Annotated in this window: 19 protein-coding genes; 17 read left to right on the top strand and 2 right to left on the bottom strand. The window is 35.2% G+C overall.

Going from position 1 to position 19027, the window contains the following annotated elements; genetic code table 11:
• Positions 1–33: 33 nt before the first annotated feature.
• The 16 genes from CLLU_RS04515 (at position 34) to CLLU_RS04440 (ending at position 16097) form a co-directional block, all read left to right on the top strand.
• Positions 34–819, top strand: a complete 786-nt coding sequence (locus tag CLLU_RS04515) for a hypothetical protein (RefSeq protein WP_106008386.1) — start codon at positions 34–36, stop codon at positions 817–819.
• Between the two features lie 218 nt (positions 820–1037).
• A complete protein-coding gene (gene pyrB, locus CLLU_RS04510; RefSeq protein WP_106008385.1) occupies positions 1038–1958 on the top strand; it encodes an aspartate carbamoyltransferase in 921 nt (306 codons plus the stop codon).
• 11 nt (positions 1959–1969) lie between these two features.
• Positions 1970–2401: an aspartate carbamoyltransferase regulatory subunit gene (locus tag CLLU_RS04505; RefSeq protein WP_106008384.1), complete on the top strand. Its 432-nt coding sequence runs from the start codon at positions 1970–1972 to the stop codon at positions 2399–2401.
• Positions 2402–2440: 39 nt separating this feature from the next.
• On the top strand, positions 2441–3628 hold the full coding sequence (locus CLLU_RS04500; protein ID WP_106008383.1) for a dihydroorotase: 1188 nt from the start codon (positions 2441–2443) through the stop codon (positions 3626–3628).
• A 20-nt stretch (positions 3629–3648) separates the two neighbouring features.
• Entirely contained in the window at positions 3649–4509 is an 861-nt protein-coding gene (pyrF, locus tag CLLU_RS04495; protein WP_106008382.1) for an orotidine-5'-phosphate decarboxylase, read from the top strand.
• A gap of 22 nt (positions 4510–4531) precedes the next feature.
• Complete coding sequence (locus tag CLLU_RS04490; protein WP_420536056.1) at positions 4532–5308, top strand: dihydroorotate dehydrogenase electron transfer subunit; 777 nt, start codon at positions 4532–4534, stop codon at positions 5306–5308.
• A 21-nt stretch (positions 5309–5329) separates the two neighbouring features.
• Complete coding sequence (locus CLLU_RS04485; protein WP_106008380.1) at positions 5330–6220, top strand: dihydroorotate dehydrogenase; 891 nt, start codon at positions 5330–5332, stop codon at positions 6218–6220.
• Positions 6221–6230: 10 nt separating this feature from the next.
• Positions 6231–6803 carry an orotate phosphoribosyltransferase gene (pyrE, locus tag CLLU_RS04480; RefSeq protein ID WP_106008379.1) on the top strand — a complete coding sequence of 191 codons (573 nt, stop codon included), beginning with the start codon at positions 6231–6233 and terminating at the stop codon, positions 6801–6803.
• Between the two features lie 164 nt (positions 6804–6967).
• Positions 6968–7762: a hypothetical protein gene (locus CLLU_RS04475; RefSeq protein ID WP_207655942.1), complete on the top strand. Its 795-nt coding sequence runs from the start codon at positions 6968–6970 to the stop codon at positions 7760–7762.
• A 91-nt stretch (positions 7763–7853) separates the two neighbouring features.
• On the top strand, positions 7854–8642 hold the full coding sequence (locus CLLU_RS04470; RefSeq protein ID WP_106008378.1) for a sugar phosphate isomerase/epimerase family protein: 789 nt from the start codon (positions 7854–7856) through the stop codon (positions 8640–8642).
• Between the two features lie 188 nt (positions 8643–8830).
• Positions 8831–10144 (top strand): trigger factor, encoded by a 1314-nt coding sequence (gene tig / locus CLLU_RS04465; protein WP_106008377.1) that lies wholly within the window; start codon positions 8831–8833, stop codon positions 10142–10144.
• Between the two features lie 149 nt (positions 10145–10293).
• Positions 10294–10878, top strand: a complete 585-nt coding sequence (gene clpP, locus CLLU_RS04460; protein ID WP_106008376.1) for an ATP-dependent Clp endopeptidase proteolytic subunit ClpP — start codon at positions 10294–10296, stop codon at positions 10876–10878.
• A gap of 19 nt (positions 10879–10897) precedes the next feature.
• Entirely contained in the window at positions 10898–12187 is a 1290-nt protein-coding gene (gene clpX, locus CLLU_RS04455) for an ATP-dependent Clp protease ATP-binding subunit ClpX (protein WP_106008375.1), read from the top strand.
• Between the two features lie 200 nt (positions 12188–12387).
• Positions 12388–14709 (top strand): endopeptidase La, encoded by a 2322-nt coding sequence (lon, locus tag CLLU_RS04450; RefSeq protein ID WP_106008374.1) that lies wholly within the window; start codon positions 12388–12390, stop codon positions 14707–14709.
• A gap of 12 nt (positions 14710–14721) precedes the next feature.
• Positions 14722–15315, top strand: a complete 594-nt coding sequence (gene yihA, locus CLLU_RS04445) for a ribosome biogenesis GTP-binding protein YihA/YsxC (protein ID WP_106008373.1) — start codon at positions 14722–14724, stop codon at positions 15313–15315.
• Between the two features lie 32 nt (positions 15316–15347).
• Positions 15348–16097: a CPBP family intramembrane glutamic endopeptidase gene (locus CLLU_RS04440; RefSeq protein WP_242977471.1), complete on the top strand. Its 750-nt coding sequence runs from the start codon at positions 15348–15350 to the stop codon at positions 16095–16097.
• Between the two features lie 80 nt (positions 16098–16177).
• Here the strand turns inward: CLLU_RS04440 and CLLU_RS04435 are convergent, their stop codons facing one another.
• Positions 16178–16552 (bottom strand): hypothetical protein, encoded by a 375-nt coding sequence (locus CLLU_RS04435; protein ID WP_106008372.1) that lies wholly within the window; start codon positions 16550–16552, stop codon positions 16178–16180.
• 258 nt (positions 16553–16810) lie between these two features.
• Between CLLU_RS04435 and CLLU_RS04430 the strand changes: the two genes are divergently transcribed.
• Entirely contained in the window at positions 16811–17764 is a 954-nt protein-coding gene (locus CLLU_RS04430; protein WP_106008371.1) for a helix-turn-helix transcriptional regulator, read from the top strand.
• A gap of 286 nt (positions 17765–18050) precedes the next feature.
• Here CLLU_RS04430 and CLLU_RS04425 read toward each other — a convergent pair whose 3' ends face one another.
• The gene (locus CLLU_RS04425) at positions 18051–18992 is read right to left on the bottom strand and encodes an FG-GAP repeat domain-containing protein (RefSeq protein WP_106008445.1); all 942 of its coding nucleotides are present in this window, start codon (positions 18990–18992) and stop codon (positions 18051–18053) included.
• Positions 18993–19027: the final 35 nt, after the last annotated feature.

The following is a 19027-nucleotide window of genomic DNA, read 5'->3' as shown; positions in this document are numbered from 1 at the left end:
TTTAAAAATTAATATATGGGAAGAAGGATTAAGATGTCAAGTGATCAATTAAAGACAAAACAATTTCTAATTACAGTCCCTGCAGGCAAGAGATTGATTGCCAAGGCAGTGGTTTCTCTTGAAGAAATACAAAAAGCATTGGAAAGCAATACTATTGTTATTGTCGGAGGAACTACAAATGGTTATGTTGCCGAGGAATTATTATCATTAATGGGACAAAGGGGAGATTTTTCCAAAGAATTCTTTTTCCGTGGAGTTAACCTGGGGACGGGTAAAAAAATAAATACCCAAGGTGAGTTTTATTTCAATATGGATATAGTTATTGAAAAAGGAAAATGGATTAGGGGAAAGACCATATTTGATGTTGTGCAAGATCTTGGACTTGGAGATATTATACTTAAAGGTGCTAATGCCATTGATGCTGAAAGAAAATTGGCTGGTATCCAGGTTGCGAACCCAACTTTTGGGACAAGCGGACCTATTCTGCAAACCGTTATGGGAAAGCGTACAGAACTTATAATTCCTGTTGGATTGGAAAAACGAGTTTTCGGAAATATAGGAGAAATTGCAGCCAAGGTGAATTCACCATCTACTACTGGATTGAGGCTGCTTCCTATAAGCGGCAACATCATAACGGAGCTTGAAGCCATTGAAATTCTTACAGGAGCTTCCGGACAACTTGTTGCTGCAGGAGGGGTTTATGGTGCAGAAGGTAGTTATTGGATTGCGGTTACCGGTACAGATGCACAACTTTTAACTGCGTCTGATATAATAGGTTCTGTTGCAAAGGAACCACCTTTCCCTATTAGCAATAAATAACAAATTAAACTGTTGACTTTAAATTAAAATTATGCTATCCTAGGCTACAGTGAAATTAAATACTTTAAAGTCCTTTAAAACTAGTTCTGAGAAGCTGGGAAGGCCTGTAGTGGTTTGAAATATTATTGTAGTATGGTATCAAAGTGCCTCCCGATGCGGAGACACTTTTTTTGAGCCTTTAAATTTTAGTACAGAGATACTGAGAAGGAGGAATAAAAATGTTAAAAGGAAGACATTTGATTGACATAATGGATTTTTCAACAGAGGAACTTGATGAGATACTTGGATTGGCCAATGAGATAATTTCGGATGAGGAAAAATTTTCTCAGGTGTGCCGGGGAAAGCTTTTGGCTACGTTATTTTATGAACCCAGTACCAGAACCAGATTGAGTTTTGAGTCGGCCATGATGAGGCTGGGCGGAAAAGTGATAGGATTTTCAGATGCAGGTTCAAGCTCCGTTTCAAAAGGTGAGAGCATAGTGGACACCATAAGGGTAATTAGCTGCTATGCGGACATAGCTGCCATGAGACATCCCAAAGAAGGGGCACCTAAAATTGCCTCCATGTATTCCAGCATACCGGTTATAAATGCAGGAGATGGTGGACACCAACACCCTACTCAGACGCTTGCAGATCTTTTAACCATCAAATCCATGAAAGGAACCATGTCCAATCTAAAAATAGGATGCTGTGGAGATTTAAAGTTTGGAAGAACAGTACATTCTCTTATCAAAGCCATGTCCAGATATGAAAATAATAATTTTACATTGATATCTCCCAGAGAACTGAAGATTCCCGATTATGTGAAAAAAGAATTGGATAATAAAAATATTGAATACATTGAAACCAGCAGCCTGGAAGCTGCCATAGGCTCTTTAGACGTACTCTACATGACCAGAGTTCAAAAGGAAAGATTTTTCAATGAAGAGGATTATGTAAGATTGCGAGACAGCTATATACTGGATAAAGAAAAGATGACCGGGGCAAAAGACAATATGATAGTTCTTCATCCTCTGCCCAGGGTGAATGAGATTTCTCATGAAATTGACCAGGATCCAAGAGCCTGTTATTTTAAACAGGTGAAATACGGGATGTACGTGAGAATGGCACTTATAATGGAATTACTGGGAATTAAATAGGAGGGAAAAGAATGCTTACTATAAACAGTATAAAAAATGGAATTGTAATTGATCATATAAAAGCTGGATTCGGTATGAAAATATATAAATATCTTGAACTTGATAAGGCTGATTATTCTGTGGCTCTCATAATGAATGCAGAAAGCAGCAAGCTGGGGAAAAAAGATATAATTAAGATAGAGAACAACCTGGAAATGGATTTTGCCGTACTGGGATTTATAGATCCAAATATAACTATTGACATTATAAAAGACGAAAAGATATATAAGAAGATAAAATTAAAATTGCCTACCAGGGTTGAAAACATAATAAAATGCAAAAATCCAAGATGCGTGACTTCAGTGGAAAAGAATATACCTCATATTTTCAATCTTGTGGATGAAAAGACTGGAGAATACAGGTGTGCATACTGTGATCAGATATATCAGGATTCATCTTTGTAAAGTGAAAACTGAAATCTTGACATGAAAGGGTGGTATATAATGAAACTTCTCATCAAACATGCAAGGATAGTGGATTCTTCCGGATGCTTTCAAGGGGATGTTTATATAGAAAATGGGACTATAAGCAGAATCGGGGAGAATTTGGAGGAAAATTGTGAAGTTATAGATGCGGATGGATTGACTCTCATGCCTTCCCTGATAGATCTGCATGTACATTTCAGAGATCCGGGATTTACATATAAAGAAGATATAGAAAGTGGATGCAGGGCTGCAGTTAAAGGAGGCTATACCATGGTAAATCTCATGGCAAATACCAATCCTCCCTGCAGCAGTATGAAAATTGTAGATTATGTACTGAAAAAGGTGAAAAAAGTAGGACTTATAGATGCACATCAGTGTGTTACCATAACCAATAATTTTGATGGAGAGGATATAAGCCATTTAGATAAGCTGGATGAAAAGGTAAAAATAATATCCGAAGACGGAAAAGATGTTATGAACGGAAAAATTATGCTGAAAGCCATGATTAAGGCTAAAAAGTTGGGAAAGATAGTAATGTGCCATTCAGAAGAACATTCACTTTCGGACATAGATATGAGACTTGCTGAAAATATGATGACCTGGAGGAATATAGAATTTTCCGATTATACGGGATGCCCTGTCCATATAGCTCATGTGAGCACAAGGGAGTCCATGGAATATATAATAAAGGCAAAGAGCATGGGAGTAAATGTAACCTGTGAGGTCACACCTCATCATATAATACTTTCAGGAGACAATTACAGGGTGAATCCACCCATCAGGGATAAAGGCGATGTGGATTATCTGGTGAACAGCATAAAAAGGGGATGGGTGGATGCTATAAGTACGGATCATGCCCCCCATACCAGAGAGGATAAGAATAAAGGTGCTGCAGGAATATCCGGCATAGAGACCGCCTTTAGCCTGTGTTATACAAAACTTGTAAAAGAAGGGCACATAACATTAAATAGACTTTCTGAATTGATGTCTAAAAACCCCGCTGAAATATTACAGGTGAAAAAAGGACTTGTAGCTCCGGGATATGATGGAGATTTGATACTGGTGGATTTAGATGACAGTTATACAATACATGGAAGTGAATTTGAATCCAGAGGCAAGAATACTGCTTTTGAAGGCTTCAAAGTATTTGGAAGGGTGCTTAAGACCATAAAAGCAGGAAAGATTGTGTTTGAACGGAAAAATTGATGTTTTAGGAGGGATTGCTTGTGATCATAGATAAATTATATGATAGAGTAGAGGAAAAGGGAAATGTATGCGTAGGTCTGGATACGGCTCTGGAATATATACCTGACAATGTGGTTAAATCCTGTGGAAGCACGGGGGATGCAGTATTTGAGTTCAACAGAAGTATAATAGACAGCACCTGCGATGTGGCAGCCTGCTACAAGGTGCAGATTGCATATTATGAAGCTCTGGGCATGGAGGGTATTAGAGCCTACAGCAGAACTTTAAAATATATAAAAAGCAGAGATTCTATAGCCATTGCAGATATTAAAAGGGGCGATATCGCAAAAACAGCCGAAATGTATGCAAAAGCTCATTTTGAAGGTGATTTTGAAAGTGATTTCATAACGGTAAATCCATACATGGGTTTTGATACCATAGAGCCTTATATACCCTACGTGACAAATAGAAATAAAGGGTTATTTGTACTTATACGAACTTCCAACAGAGGTGCCAGGGATCTTCAATTCTTAAATACGGAAAAAAACAAAAAATTATACCATGTAGTGGGAGAAAAGATAAATGAGATGGGGAAAAAATATATGGGAAACTGTGGCTATAGTGCCATTGGAGGAGTAATAGGCTGTACTCACCAGGAGGAGGGCAGCAGACTTAGAAGCAGTTTGAATACCACATTTTTTTTGATACCCGGATATGGAGCTCAAGGTGGAACTGCAGAGGATATTTCAATTTATCTTAAAGATGGAAATGGCGGTGTGGTAAATTCTTCAAGAGGAATACTCCTTGCTTATAGGAATGAAGAAAATGGCGAAGAAAATTATGGGGAATGTGCGAGAAAACAGTGTATTAAAATGAGAGATGACATATGGAAATTGAGATAATTAACAGGAATGGAGAAGAAATATATTGGAAAATAATTTAAAGTATGTGACAAAAGAGGTATATGAAAATAAAAAAATATCCCACAATATATACTCTCTTGAGATTGAGGGAAATTTTGAAGGAATCCCGGGTCAATTTTACATGCTGAGATGCTGGGATATGGAACTTGTGCTGGGAAGGCCTATAAGCATACATGATCTGGAAGAAGGCAGAATAACTTTTTTATACCAGGTGGTAGGAAAAGGGACAGAAAAACTTCGCAGGTTAAAAAAAGGCGATAAAATCAATCTGCTGGGTCCTCTTGGAAACGGATTTAAAAGAGAAGTTCCAAAAGGTAAAATTGCTGTAGTAACCGGTGGAATAGGAATTGCCCCAATGTTTTACCTTGCGGCGGATATGAAGAATCAAAATTTTAATGCCGGCGGAAACAGGGAGGATTATGAACTGGATTTGTATTCAGGATTTAGAGATGATGTGTATTCTGTAGGAAAATTTAAGCCTTATGTTGACAATGTATATATTTCAACAGAAACTGGAAGTCAGGGCAGCAGAGGATATGTTACAGATAAATTCCAGCCTGAAACCTACGATGTTGTATTTTGCTGCGGACCAAGACCCATGATAAAAAAAGTTGTGGAAGAATGCGCAAAAAAGAATGTAAAAGTATATGTATCCATGGAAGAGCATATGGCCTGTGGAATTGGAGCCTGCTTGGGGTGTACCTGCAGTACGGTAAAGGGAAATAAAAGAGTATGCAAAGATGGACCGGTTTTCCCCGGCAGGGAAATAATATGGTGAAGTTGAAAGGAGCTTGATCAGTTGCTTAATATATGCGGTGTGAATTTAAAAAATCCTGTAATTGCGGCATCGGGAACTTTTGGATTTGGAGAAGAGTATAACGAAATCTATGATGTATCCAAATTGGGAGCAATATGCTCCAAGGGTATCACGTTACATAAAAAAGAGGGAAATAACGGCACTAGAGTTTTTGAGACTACGGGCGGTATATTAAACAGTGTGGGACTTCAGAATCCGGGAGTGGATCATTTCATAGAAGTTGAACTGCCCAAAATGAAGAAACTTGATACGGTTGTCATAGCCAATCTTGGAGGAAGTACTTTAGAAGAATATATTGAGGCCGTGGAAAAGTTGAATGCTTCAGAGGTGGATATTGTAGAACTCAACATATCCTGTCCCAATGTAAAGAGCGGAGGCATGGCCTTTGGAATAAAATCTGAAGTAGCCTATAAGACGGTGGAAGCCGTTAAAAAAAGCTGTAGGAAACCTCTCATGGTAAAATTGTCTCCCAATGCGGAAGATATTGTGGATATGGCCTGCAGCTGCTGTCAGGCAGGTGCAGACAGCATATCTCTTGTAAATACATTCAAGGCTATGGCGGTGGATATAAAAAATAAAAAGGCGGTATTTAACAATATAACTGCGGGACTTTCAGGTGCCGCAATAAAGCCCATAGCGCTTAGAATGGTATATGAAGTCTCGAGGGCTGTAAAAGTTCCCGTAATTGGAATGGGAGGGATATGCAGCTGGCAGGATGCTGTGGAATTCATTATGGCAGGGGCTACTGCAGTGCAGATTGGAACTGCAAATTTTATTAAACCCGACATATGTCTGGACATAATAAATGGCATAGAAGGATATATGGAGAAGGAAAATATAGAGGACTTGAATGAAATAAGAGGAATAATTTAGGAGGAAAGTTATGGATAATTTAGTTATAGATACTTTAAAAGCTGCGGGAGCACTTCTGGAGGGACATTTTTTGCTCTCTTCAGGTAAGCACAGCAATAAATACTGTCAATGTGCCAAACTTCTGCAGTATCCGGACAAAGCTGAAAAAGTACTTGCTGTCATCTCGGATAAACTGAAGGATGTGGACTTTGATAAAATAGTGGGACCTGCAATGGGCGGTGTGATAGTTTCCTATGAACTTGCAAGACAAACTGGAAAACCCGGAATATTTGCAGAGAGACAGAATGGAGACATGACTATAAGGAGAGGATTTGAAATAAATCCGGGAGAAAGAATTCTGATTTCAGAAGATGTGGTAACTACAGGGAAGTCATCTTTGGAAGTTGCCCGGGTAATAGAAAAACTTGGAGGCAAGGTTATAGGAATATGCTGCATAGTTGACAGAAGGACGAAGGATGTAAAGATACCATATCCCGTATACAGTGCGGTGAAGCTGGATATAAGCACTTATGATGCGGAGGAGTGTCCTATGTGCAAAGCCGGGCTTGATTATGTAAAACCCGGAAGCAGGGTGTTCAAGTAGGTTTTTAAATGTATCTTTTTATGTGGAAGATATCTGGAAAGGTTCACAAAAAATTAGTACTATTTCTTAGAAATTTGAGTTATAATAAATGATGAATGCCTGTGTTATTATAAATAATCATTTGAATTTATAATTTCAATACTGAGTATAGGAGGAATTTTTGAGTGGTTAAGCCAAGTATTTTTAGCAAAGAATATGAGAGAAAAATGCGACGACGCAAGAGAAATTTGATTATACTTGTTATAGCATGCTTATTGGCTATAGCTTTGGCTGCAATTTATGTAAGAGGAGCATTTAAAGATGTAGTAAATGGAACTGACAAAATAAAAAGCAGCATTTCTACTGAAAATAAAAATGTGAAAAATAATGATGAGAATAAAAAAACATCTTCAATAGATAAATCCAAATCAGCAGATAAAAATACACAGAAAGGGAAAAACTATAAAATAGAATTAAGTGATGGAAAAAGTGTGAATTTGGTATATCAGGGTGACGGTAATGACAAGAAATATAAAAGTGTTACTCCTGGAGATGGAAGTGTAGCCTATGACATAAGCCCATCTGCTAAAAATGTAGTACTGTTTGACAGCAAATCTCAAAGCATGCTTTTAGTGGATATAAATGGGAACAAACAGGATGTAACAAATACACAGTATGTATCCACTAGTGGTTCTGTAATAACAAAAGATGCTCAGATAGCTGCCAATCCTTCTTATATATGGTGTTCTTCACCGAAATTTTTGGATGACAATAACATTGCCTATATAAGTCAGCTGCCGTGGATAGGTAAGACCTCAAAGTATGTATGGATAGAAAATATACAGAGTAAAAATCATATTATGGTTCAGAATATACAGGGAGAGGATATAAAATTTCAAGGATTAACTGAGAAAGGGCTTACGGTAATTGAGGATGGTGTAGCTGTTTATGTAAATGCATCAGGTTCTGTCACCCAGTAGAGGCATAGGTCTTCTGCTGGGTATTTTAGCAACTGCTTATCAAGTAATTCTATGGTAGAGCATATATCAGCAATATAAATGTGGAGGTATTATGGATATAGGATTGTCTTCTGCCAGTTTTTATCCCTATGTGAATACGGAAAACAGCATAGCTTTAATGAAAAGCCTGGGTTTTAAATTGGGAGAGATATTTTTAAACAGCGACAGTGAATATGAAGTGGATTTTGGAAAAATGCTCTTGGAACAAAAGTTGAAAAATGATTTTGTTGTAAATTCAATTCATGCTTTTTCTTCTTCTTTTGAACCCTATCTATTTGATAGATACAAGAGGAGAAGGGAAGATGCTTTTATAAGATTTAAAAAAGTATGTAAAATAGCTGGATTGCTGGGAGCCAGGTGTTATACTTTTCATGGTATGAGAAGTACAAAATTTCATGAAATCAATAGGAGTTTTGTCTTTGATATATATGATAAGCTTATAGATACAGCAGGAGAACAGGGAGTAAAATTATGCCAGGAAAATGTATTCTGGTGTTTGTCCAGCGATACTGATTTTTTGTATGAGCTTAGGGAAAAGTGTACTAATCCAATATATTTTACTCTGGATATAAAACAGGCCTATAGGTCAGGTAGAACACCTGAGGAGTATATAGATATTATGGGAAATGATGTGGAAAATCTGCATTTGAATGATAAGAATGATGAAAATTCCTGCCTTCTTCCGGGAAAGGGCGAGGTGGATTACAAAAAAATACTTTGTAAATTAAAGGAAATAGGATATAATAAAGTGGGTATAATTGAAGTATATAGTGATAATTATAAAAATTACCGCCAGCTTAGAGAAGCTGGGGATTATATTTATAATATCTGTAATAGTTGAGAACTATATAATTTTAGTGATAAACTATATAATATGAGTCTATAATCAATAATTCATTTTCAGTATTGTAATTAAATTATTATCAAGGAATAAAAGTGCAGGGTATCATATATGAATGTGTATGGATATATGGTATAATAGCATAGTTGATATAAGCATATAGAGTAATTAGTGGGAGGAATTTTGTAATGAATGTTAAGAAGGAAAAGATAGAAGAAAATGTTGTAAAACTAGAAATAACCGTGGAATCATCAAAATTTAATGAATCTATGAAAAAGGCATTTGCCAAGAATGCTAAGAAGTTTAATATACCGGGCTTTAGAAAGGGCAAGGCCCCTATGAATATAATAAAGAAATACTATGGTGAAGGAGTCTTTTATGAAGATGCCATAAATTTCTGTTGTGATGATACATATCCCGAGGCACTGGAAGAAAACAATGTAAAGCCTGTAGATTATCCTAAAATTGATATAGTTCAGATAGGAAATGATAAAGATTTTGTGTATACAGCAACTGTGACCGTACTTCCAGAGATAAAACTTGGAGAATACAAGGGCCTGCAGGTGAAAAAAAATACATATGATGTAACAGATGAAGAAGTTGAAAAAGAATTAGAGACAATGCAGCAGAAAAATGCTAGAATAGAGACAAAAGAGGATGGAAATGTAGAAAGTGGAAATATTGCCATAATAGATTTCAAAGGATTTGTTGATGGAAAAGAATTTGAAGGCGGAGAGGGAAAGGATTATCAATTGGAGATTGGTTCCGGTACCTTCATAGACAATTTTGAGGATCAATTGATTGGACTCAAAACAGGAGATTCAAAGGATGTTCATGTAACATTTCCACAGGAATATGGAAGAGAAGATTTAAATGGGAAGGAAGCTGTATTTAAAGTTACAGTCAAGGAAATAAAGATTAAAGAACTGCCGGCTCTTGATGACGAATTTGCAAAAGAAATATCTGAATTTGATACTTTAGAGGAAGTTAAAAAAGATATAAAGAGCAAGAAACAGGAGGCAAATCAATTAAAAGCAGAAAGAGAATATGAGGAAGCAGTTTTAGACGCAGTTTGTTCAAACGCAGAGGTAAATATACCGGAAGTCATGATCAAAAAAGAAGTAGACAATATGTTGAAGGATTTGGAGATGAAATTAAAATATCAGGGACTGGATCTGGATACTTATTATAAATATACAAATAATACAGAAGAAAAAGTCAGGGATTATATGAGAGAAACAGCGGAAAAAAGAGTTAAAACGGATTTAGTTGTTGCCCAAATAGCTAAAGCAGAGGATATAAAGGCAGAAGATGAGGAACTTTTAGAAAGAGCAAAAGACATGGCTAAGCAATATAATAGTAAAGAAAACGAGAAGATGTCAAAATTGATTTTTGACAGCCAGAAGGAATATTTGAGGACAGACGTAATAAATGGAAAAGTAATAAAAATGCTGGTAGACAGCAGTGAGGCATTGACAGACAGCGGTAAGGCAGAAGATTGATTATATTTTGAAATGAGCAGGAGAAAATTTTTCAGCAGTTGATTTTCAATGTACAAATGGTTTAAAATGTTTTGTATCCTTATATGGGATGATATAAATTATTTTAATATATATTAATCATAAAAGATGGTATAAAGGAGGAGAGATTTATGAGTTTAGTGCCAGTAGTTGTAGAACAGACAAATAGAGGGGAAAGGTCTTACGATATTTATTCTAGGCTTTTAAAAGATAGGATAGTAATGTTAAGTGAAGAAGTGAATGATGTAACGGCCAGTCTTGTAGTAGCACAATTGTTGTTTTTAGAAGCTGAGGATCCTGACAAAGACATATATCTTTACATAAATAGCCCAGGAGGATCCATAACCTCCGGAATGGCAATTTATGATACAATGCAGTATATAAAGTCAGATGTGTCCACCATATGCATAGGCATGGCGGCTTCCATGGGTGCATTTTTGCTTACAGCTGGTGCAAAGGGAAAGAGATTTGCACTTCCAAATGCGGAGATAATGATACATCAACCTCTGGGTGGATTTCAGGGGCAGGCTACCGATATAGGAATTCATGCAAATAGAATACTGAAGATAAAGAAAAAGTTAAATACCATAATAAGTGAAAGAACAGGCCAGCCACTTGAAAAAGTTGAAAATGATACAGAGAGAGACAATTTTATGTCAGCAGAAGAAGCTAAAAATTATGGCTTGATAGATGAAGTTATTACAAAAAAGAAATAACCTTTGGTGAGGTGTAGAAATGGCAAAAAATGATGAAAAAAAGCAGCTTAAATGCTCATTCTGCGGTAAGACACAAGATCAGGTTAGAAGGCTGATTGCGGGACCGGGCGTGTATATCTGTGATGAATGTATAGAACTTTGTTCCGAAATAATAAGTGATGAATTTGAGGAAGATGTACAAATAGACATGACTTCAATTCCAAAACCTATAGAAATAAAGAATTATCTGGATCAATATGTTATAGGACAGGAGGATGCAAAGAAATCACTGTCAGTAGCAGTTTATAACCATTACAAAAGGATAAATTCCAATAAGGATAATGATGATATAGAGTTGCAGAAAAGCAATATACTTTTACTTGGTCCTACAGGTTCCGGTAAAACGCTGTTGGCTCAGACTTTGGCAAAATTTTTAAATGTGCCTTTTGCCATTGCAGATGCCACTACGCTTACAGAGGCTGGTTATGTGGGAGAAGATGTAGAAAATATATTGCTGAAGCTCATACAAAATGCGGACTATGATATAGAGAGGGCCGAACATGGAATAGTTTATATAGATGAAATAGATAAAATAGCCAGAAAGTCAGAGAATCCATCTATAACTAGAGATGTATCAGGAGAAGGTGTCCAGCAGGCTCTTTTAAAAATATTGGAAGGTACGGTAGCTTCGGTACCTCCTCAAGGTGGTAGAAAACATCCACATCAGGAATTTATTCAAATAAATACCACTAATATATTGTTTATATGCGGGGGTGCTTTTGATGGCATAGACAGTATAATAGAGCGAAGGACTAGAATAAGTACTCTTGGATTTGGTGCAAATATACAGTCTAAAAAGGAAAAGGACATAGGAAAGCTTTTAAAGAATATAATGCCGGGAGATCTCCTGAAATATGGTCTTATACCTGAATTTGTAGGTAGAATTCCTATCATAGTGACTCTTGATGCCCTTGATAAGAACGCGCTTATAAGTATTTTAAAGGAACCTAAAAATGCCCTTGTTAAGCAGTATAAAAAACTTTTTGAATTTGACGATGTGGAACTTGAATTTAAAGATGATGCACTGGAAGCAATTGCACAGGAGGCATTAGAGAGAAATACGGGCGCGAGAGGTCTCAGGGCTATCATAGAGGAGACTATGAAGGATATAATGTTTGATATTCCTTCAAAGGAAGAAATATCAAAGGTGATAATAGATAAAGATGCAGTGGGAAAAGGGTCTCCTAAGATTATAAATGCAGAGAATGGAAAAAGGACTCCCATTAAGCTAAAGAAATCAAGAACGCGAAAGGGTCCTGAAACTGCATAGGTTCATGTAAAAAAAGAGTACTGATTTCGGTACTCTTTTTTGAGTAAGTTTTAGATTGCTTATATTTAATGATATAAAATTATTATTTAGTAAAGGAATGGCAATTGAAAAAAATATATTTTACAGTTATAATAGATTAATCTGTTTATTGGTAAAGATTATTGTTGTACTATAAAATCCTTTAAAAGGAGGAGAGGTATATGGACAAAAATTTAAAAATTCTTCCTCTAATTCCGTTGAGAGGTATTACTATATTTCCATATATGGTCTTGCATTTTGATGTAGGCAGAGAAAAATCAATACTTGCGCTGGAAGATGCTATGCTTGCAGATCAGAGGATATTTTTAACTGCACAAAAAGAAGCAAAGATCGAAGAACCCGGTGAAGAAGATATATTGAAAACAGGGACAATTTGTAATATAAAACAGATATTAAAATTGCCGGGAAATACAGTGAGAGTGCTTGTAGAGGGCGAATCCAGAGCGGAACTTAAAGAATATGTCAGCAAAGATCCTTTTTTCAAAGCTCAAATTCAAATAATAGAAGATAAGGATTATGGTGAAAATAAAAATTGTGAAGCACTTGTGAGGGCTATAGAAAAAAATTTTGATGAGTATATGAAATTATCTGGCAGTATACCGGTTGAAACTATAATCAGCATGGATGAACTGAACAGCCCGGGAAGGTTAGCCGATACTATAAGCTCATATTTGATGCTTAAACAGGAAAAAAAGCAGGAACTTCTGGAATGTTATGATGTAGTGAAAAGGCTTGAAAAACTGCTTTCTATACTGGCAAATGAAATAGAGATTTTGAAATTGGAAAGAAAAATAGGAACTAAAGTAAAAAATAAAATAGATAAAGTTCAAAAGGAATACTACCTTAAAGAACAGCTGAAAGCTATACAGGAAGAATTGGGAGAAGAGGACGAGGATAAAAGGGAGATAAAGAGGTATAAAAATAAAATAACCAGGGCTAAAATGCCTAAAAGTGTAAAAGACAAAGCATTATATGAACTGGATAGGCTGAAAAATACAGGCCCCTATTCTTCAGAAGGAGGAGTAATAAGAACTTACCTGGATTGGATATTGAGTTTACCGTGGAATACTGAAACAAAGGATAATTTAGACATAAAGCTGGCAAGAGAAATACTGGAAAAGGATCACTATGGACTGAAGGATGTCAAAAACAGGATAATTGAATATTTAGCAGTTAAGAAAATGAGCAAATCACTTAAAGGTCCCATACTTTGTCTTGTAGGACCTCCTGGAGTGGGTAAAACTTCTATTGCCAAATCCATAGCCCATGCTCTAAATAGGAATTTTGTGAGAATGTCACTGGGTGGAGTGAGGGATGAAGCTGAGATTAGGGGACATAGAAAGACTTATGTAGGAGCTATTCCGGGAAGGATTATATATGGAATAAGGCAGGCAAAGTCAAAGAATCCATTGTTTCTACTGGATGAAATAGATAAAATGAGCAATGATTTCAGAGGAGATCCTGCAGATGCGCTTTTAGAGGTTTTAGACAGCGAGCAGAATAGTACTTTTAGGGATCATTATCTTGAATTGGATTTTGATTTGTCCAATGTGATGTTTATAACTACTGCAAATACTTTGGAAACTATTCCAAGGCCTCTTTTTGACAGAATGGAGGTAATAGAGGTATCTGGATATACTTCTGAAGAAAAATTCAACATATGTAAGAAGTATCTGATACCTAAAGAATTGGAGGAAAATGGGGTTAAAAATAATGAGATTACCTTCTCGGATTCCTCCATATATAAATTAATAGATAATTACACTAGAGAGTCTGGAGTCAGAAGCCTGGAGAGAAGAGTTGCATCTCTCATAAGAAAGGCTATATCGGAAATGATGGAGAAGGATAAAAGTTCCATAAATATAACTGTTACCAAGGTCAAGTATTATCTGGGATCCGAAATATTTACCTATGATAAGGCAAATGAGGAAGACAAAGTTGGAGTGGTTATGGGAATGGCATGGACAGGATATGGAGGAGATACCCTGCCTATAGAGGCAACTATTATGCCTGGAAATGGTAAACTGCAATTGACAGGCCAGCTGGGAGATGTGATGCAGGAATCTGCTAGAGCCGGGTACAGTTATATCAGAGCCAATTCACACAAGTACGGTATTGAAAGCAGTTTTTATAAAGATTATGATATGCATATACATGTTCCGGAAGGTGCAGTACCCAAGGATGGACCTTCGGCGGGAGTGACCATGGTAACAGCCATGATATCTGCTCTGAGTAAGAGAAAGATAAAGCACAATGTGGCTATGACAGGTGAGATAACTTTGACGGGAAGAGTACTTCCTATAGGAGGGCTGAAAGAAAAGAGCCTGGCAGCTTATAGGGCTGGTATAGATACGGTTATAATTCCTGAAAAAAATAAAAAGGATCTGTTGAAAATTCCGAATACAGTTAAAAATAAAATGAAATATATATTGGCGGACAATATAGATGTGGTATTAAAAAATTCGCTTTTAAACAGAGATTAGGTGATATTATTTATGGAAATAAAACAATCAGAATTTATAACTTCAGCAGTTCATGCAAGTCAGTACCCCAGAGACAACAGGGAGGAAATAGCTTTTGTTGGAAGATCCAATGTGGGAAAATCCTCCCTTATAAATTCACTTGTAAATAGAAAGAACTTAGTTAAAGTCAGCAGTACTCCAGGCAAGACTAGATTAATCAACTTTTTTTTGATAAACAGGCAATTCTATTTTGTAGATTTACCCGGTTACGGCTATGCTAAAGTTTCTAAAAGAGAAATAGAAAGCTGGGGAAACATAGTAGAAGAATATCTTCATGATAGAGAACAGCTTAAGGTAATAGTCCTTATTTTAGATTGCAGACATAAACCAACCGCTGATGACATAACTATGTATAAGTGGATAAAGCACTATGATTATAAAATCATTATAGTGGCAACTAAAATTGATAAAGTTTCTAAAAATAAATTGTACGGTAATTTAAAAATCATAAGGGATACTTTGAAATTGGAAAAGGATGATAGAATATTGACTTTTTCTGCTTTAAATAAACAGGGTAAAGAAGAAATCTGGAATACTCTGGATTCCATGCTTGATTTTATTTCCTAGAGTTGAGTTTTACTGTATTTATGGAGGTCGGTTTGACAGGGATAGCAGCAGCTGTGGGATCAAAAGTGACAAGGAGAGAATTGATAATGTTTGGATTTGATATTATAAAAAATATTCTGGTCTTTGTAATTGTTTATCTACCGCCACTTTTGGTGTTTGCCAGGTTCTGGAGGCAGAGTAAGCGAAATAGTGCAGTCTTGATTCTTATCAGTGTATTTTACATAGCACTTTCCATATTTACAGAAAATTTTATACCGTTTATTTTTGTGATTATTAATTTATGGTATATAAAACACACAGATGAATCTTACAGATTCAGTTTTGAAAATTTTAAAATTCCTGAAGCTCTGAAAATGGTATTTATATTCTATCTGGCATCCTTTTTCATATCTGCAGTTGAGAATGTAATACTTTCCAATTTTAGAGTGGAATTAAAACAACAGGAGATAGTCACACATATGGCGAATATGCCTCTGGAAAAGTTTTTGATAATGATCCCTATAGTGATAATATTTGCACCTGTGCTGGAGGAGTTTGTATTTAGGTGGCTTATATTTGAAAAGATATTTGCAAAAAAAGTGGGAATTTATTTAGCAGCCTTTCTTAGCAGTCTTTTATTTGCTATAATTCATTTTAGCCTTGATGCATTTCCAATAATACTGTGGATTGGCTTGTATAATTGCTATTTGATGAATAAAAAGGGGTATTGGTATGCAGTATTCAACCACTGTGTATTTAATTCTATAACCATAGCGGCACTGCTGTTACAAAAATTAAGTTAAGCTTCATAAGTTAAAAAACACTATCAGAATTAAAATGAAACTACAATTTTGATAGTGTTTTTTAAATGTAATTTTATTTATCACCTATGTGTGTTTTTACGGGAATCGTTAGAGTTTATATATTCATTTAATATCTTAGCCGCATCAGGTGAATTTTTCAGTTCTTTTATTGCCTGAAGCAGATCTTCTTTTATAGTCCCCCCACTTTCTATTTTTGATAACCTATCCTCTAATGCTGCTAGTTGTGATTTTATATTGGAATCGTTGAATGCAGAAGTATTCTGGGATCCTTTGGAGGAATTCAGATTATCCATGAGAGATCCAAGCTGATCATTGGAAAAATTTCTGTTACCGCCCAATGAAGATATTATTGATAGAAGCTGGGGTATATCTATATTATTTAAAATATCAGCTATATTGAAACCATTGTTATAATTTCGATGGTGTTTTGACATTTATATTCACCTCATTTTTTAATGTTTCCTGTTTTTTAAATAGAATTTGTAAATTATATTTATATACATGTCATAAATGGATTTATACTATATATTATTCAGAAGGTATAAATTTGATACAAAAATGAGTGTGTATATATGCAAAAGCATTATGGGTTAGTATGATGATTTAATTTCATATAAAATTGTACTAAAAAAGTCATGAAAAATAACGATATAAGTGAATATCACTATAAATTTGTACTGGGGGTAAAAAGTATGTCCAAAATTTCTAATTTATTAGAAATGATAATGATAATACAGTATAAAGGATTGACTACTGCATCGGAATTGGCTCAGACCTTAGGAGTTGATAAGAAAACCGTATATAGATATATAAGTAGCTTGAATAAGGCTAATATACCCGTTTATACTAAAAAGGGAAGATATGGCGGGTTCTATATAGATAAAAATTTTTATATGAAACCTGTTGATTTAACTAAAGAAGAACTTACAGCGCTTCTTATGGCCTCGGAAATGCTTACAACACAAAATGAATTTGTATATGAAAGAGAGCTTAAAAGTGCAGTTTATAAAATAAAAAATGTCTGTGTAAATTCAAAAATGGACTTAAATGATATTGATGATACAGGAAATTTTTCGATGGATTACATAGGTAATACGGAAAATTTAGAAAATAAAATATCCAAGGTGAATTATTCTATGAATAAAGGCCGAAGTTTGAATATAAATTATTTTTCAATAAATAAGAGCAACCTGACTATGAGAAAAGTAGATCCATATAACTTGATATTCAAACAGGGAGACTGGTACATAATAGGATATTGTCATATGAAAGATGACGTGGAAAGTTTTAAATTGAATAGAATAAAAAGTTTAGAGGTGAGCAGTGATATCTATATCAGACCTCACAACTTTTCACTGAAAGATTACCTGCGGGATCATTGGGAATTATTTATGGAGGGCAATATAAAGGTAGTAGTAAAATTTAATAGAAATATATCCAGCTTTATAAAGGAGGTACAATGGACTGTAAATCAGAATGTAGCTGAATTGGAAAATGGAAATGTACTTCTCAGTTTTTATGTGGATGATGTTGAAGATGTAAAAGAGTGGGTAATGGGTTTTGGAAGAAATGCGGAGGTAATTGAACCTGAAAAATTGAGAAAAAATATAAAATTGGAATTAGAGGAATTGTATAAAAAATATTAAAAATTTCAATTTATATGAATAATTTATCTTTATTAGGATAATATAATAAATGTAATTGGGAGATATAAAGTGATTCTAGGATGCACGGGAGTCTGTCGGAAGGCAGTATTTTTCTCCGTTATATCTTGGAAAAGCGTATCCAGAGGCTTACGATTGTATATCCCAACTGTAAGTGTTGGAAATAGTATGCCGCCGGATAAAATTCTCCCTAGCATCAAATAACATAAAATATTGTTTGATGTGATAACCCCCCATCCCCCTTGGGACCGCTTATACGGTCCCTTTTTTATCTGCTTCTATACATTGAGGTGATTTTGAAAAGATAATTTTTAGTGCTGCTGTTATCCCGTGTTAGAATCAGATTCAATGTATAATTTTTTATCATATTTTTATCCGCTCTGGAAATGCCTTTAAAATTCAAGAACCAGGATATCTCGGAAACATTACCATCTTTATCATAATTATTTTCCATGAAAAAGCCGTCCTGAAATAGATAGGAATTATTTTCCCCTGTCAAGTTACCTATCAGAGCTAGATTTTCCTTGGATATGTTAGGTGAAAATATATCCTTAGGCTTGTAGGGTTCGCTCTCAGGGAGTCCTTCTACAAGCTTTACAAATGAATAAATGGTATCCTGACCCATAAATGTACTGTTGTATTCATAATTATAATTTTTAAGCTTGTTGTTTAAAAATATGTAATTGGAGAGATATATAGAATTTTTTCCCAGATTGCCTGAGATGATCTTCGGAGTTTTGTTGTTCTTGCAGTCCATAAATCCAAGTATGTTGCTGGAATTTGACATAATGTTTTTAAAATCAGTACCATTGTACATAAAAATACGCTGAACAGATTTATTCTCCACTGAACCCTGTATGAATATTTCAGGAACTTTATTTCTGGATATGTCCATAAGAGTTATTCTCAGAGGCCAATAGGGCGAATAGCTCTGTATTACAGGAGAATTTTTACTGGTGCTTAAATTGAAAGTTTTGCTGTCTATGGTAGCTTTTATCAAATAGTTATTTCCGTTTCGAACAATATACAATATATCATTATTTCCGTCTCCATTGAGATCTGCTTTTATTTTTCTGCTGCTGGAAATAGTGTTAAATGAAGGAGAAGAACTTCTGGACGATATGAAAATTATAGATAGAAATATAATTAACAATAACAACAATAAAAAGTAAATATGTCTTTTACTTAGGAATATTACCCTAAATTTCATAAATTTCACCCCCACTTAATTATATGAACTTATTA

This window comes from Clostridium luticellarii (assembly GCF_002995845.1).
Classification (GTDB): Bacteria; Bacillota; Clostridia; order Clostridiales; family Clostridiaceae; genus Clostridium_B; species Clostridium_B luticellarii.
This window is presented reverse-complemented; position numbering and strand designations above follow the sequence as displayed.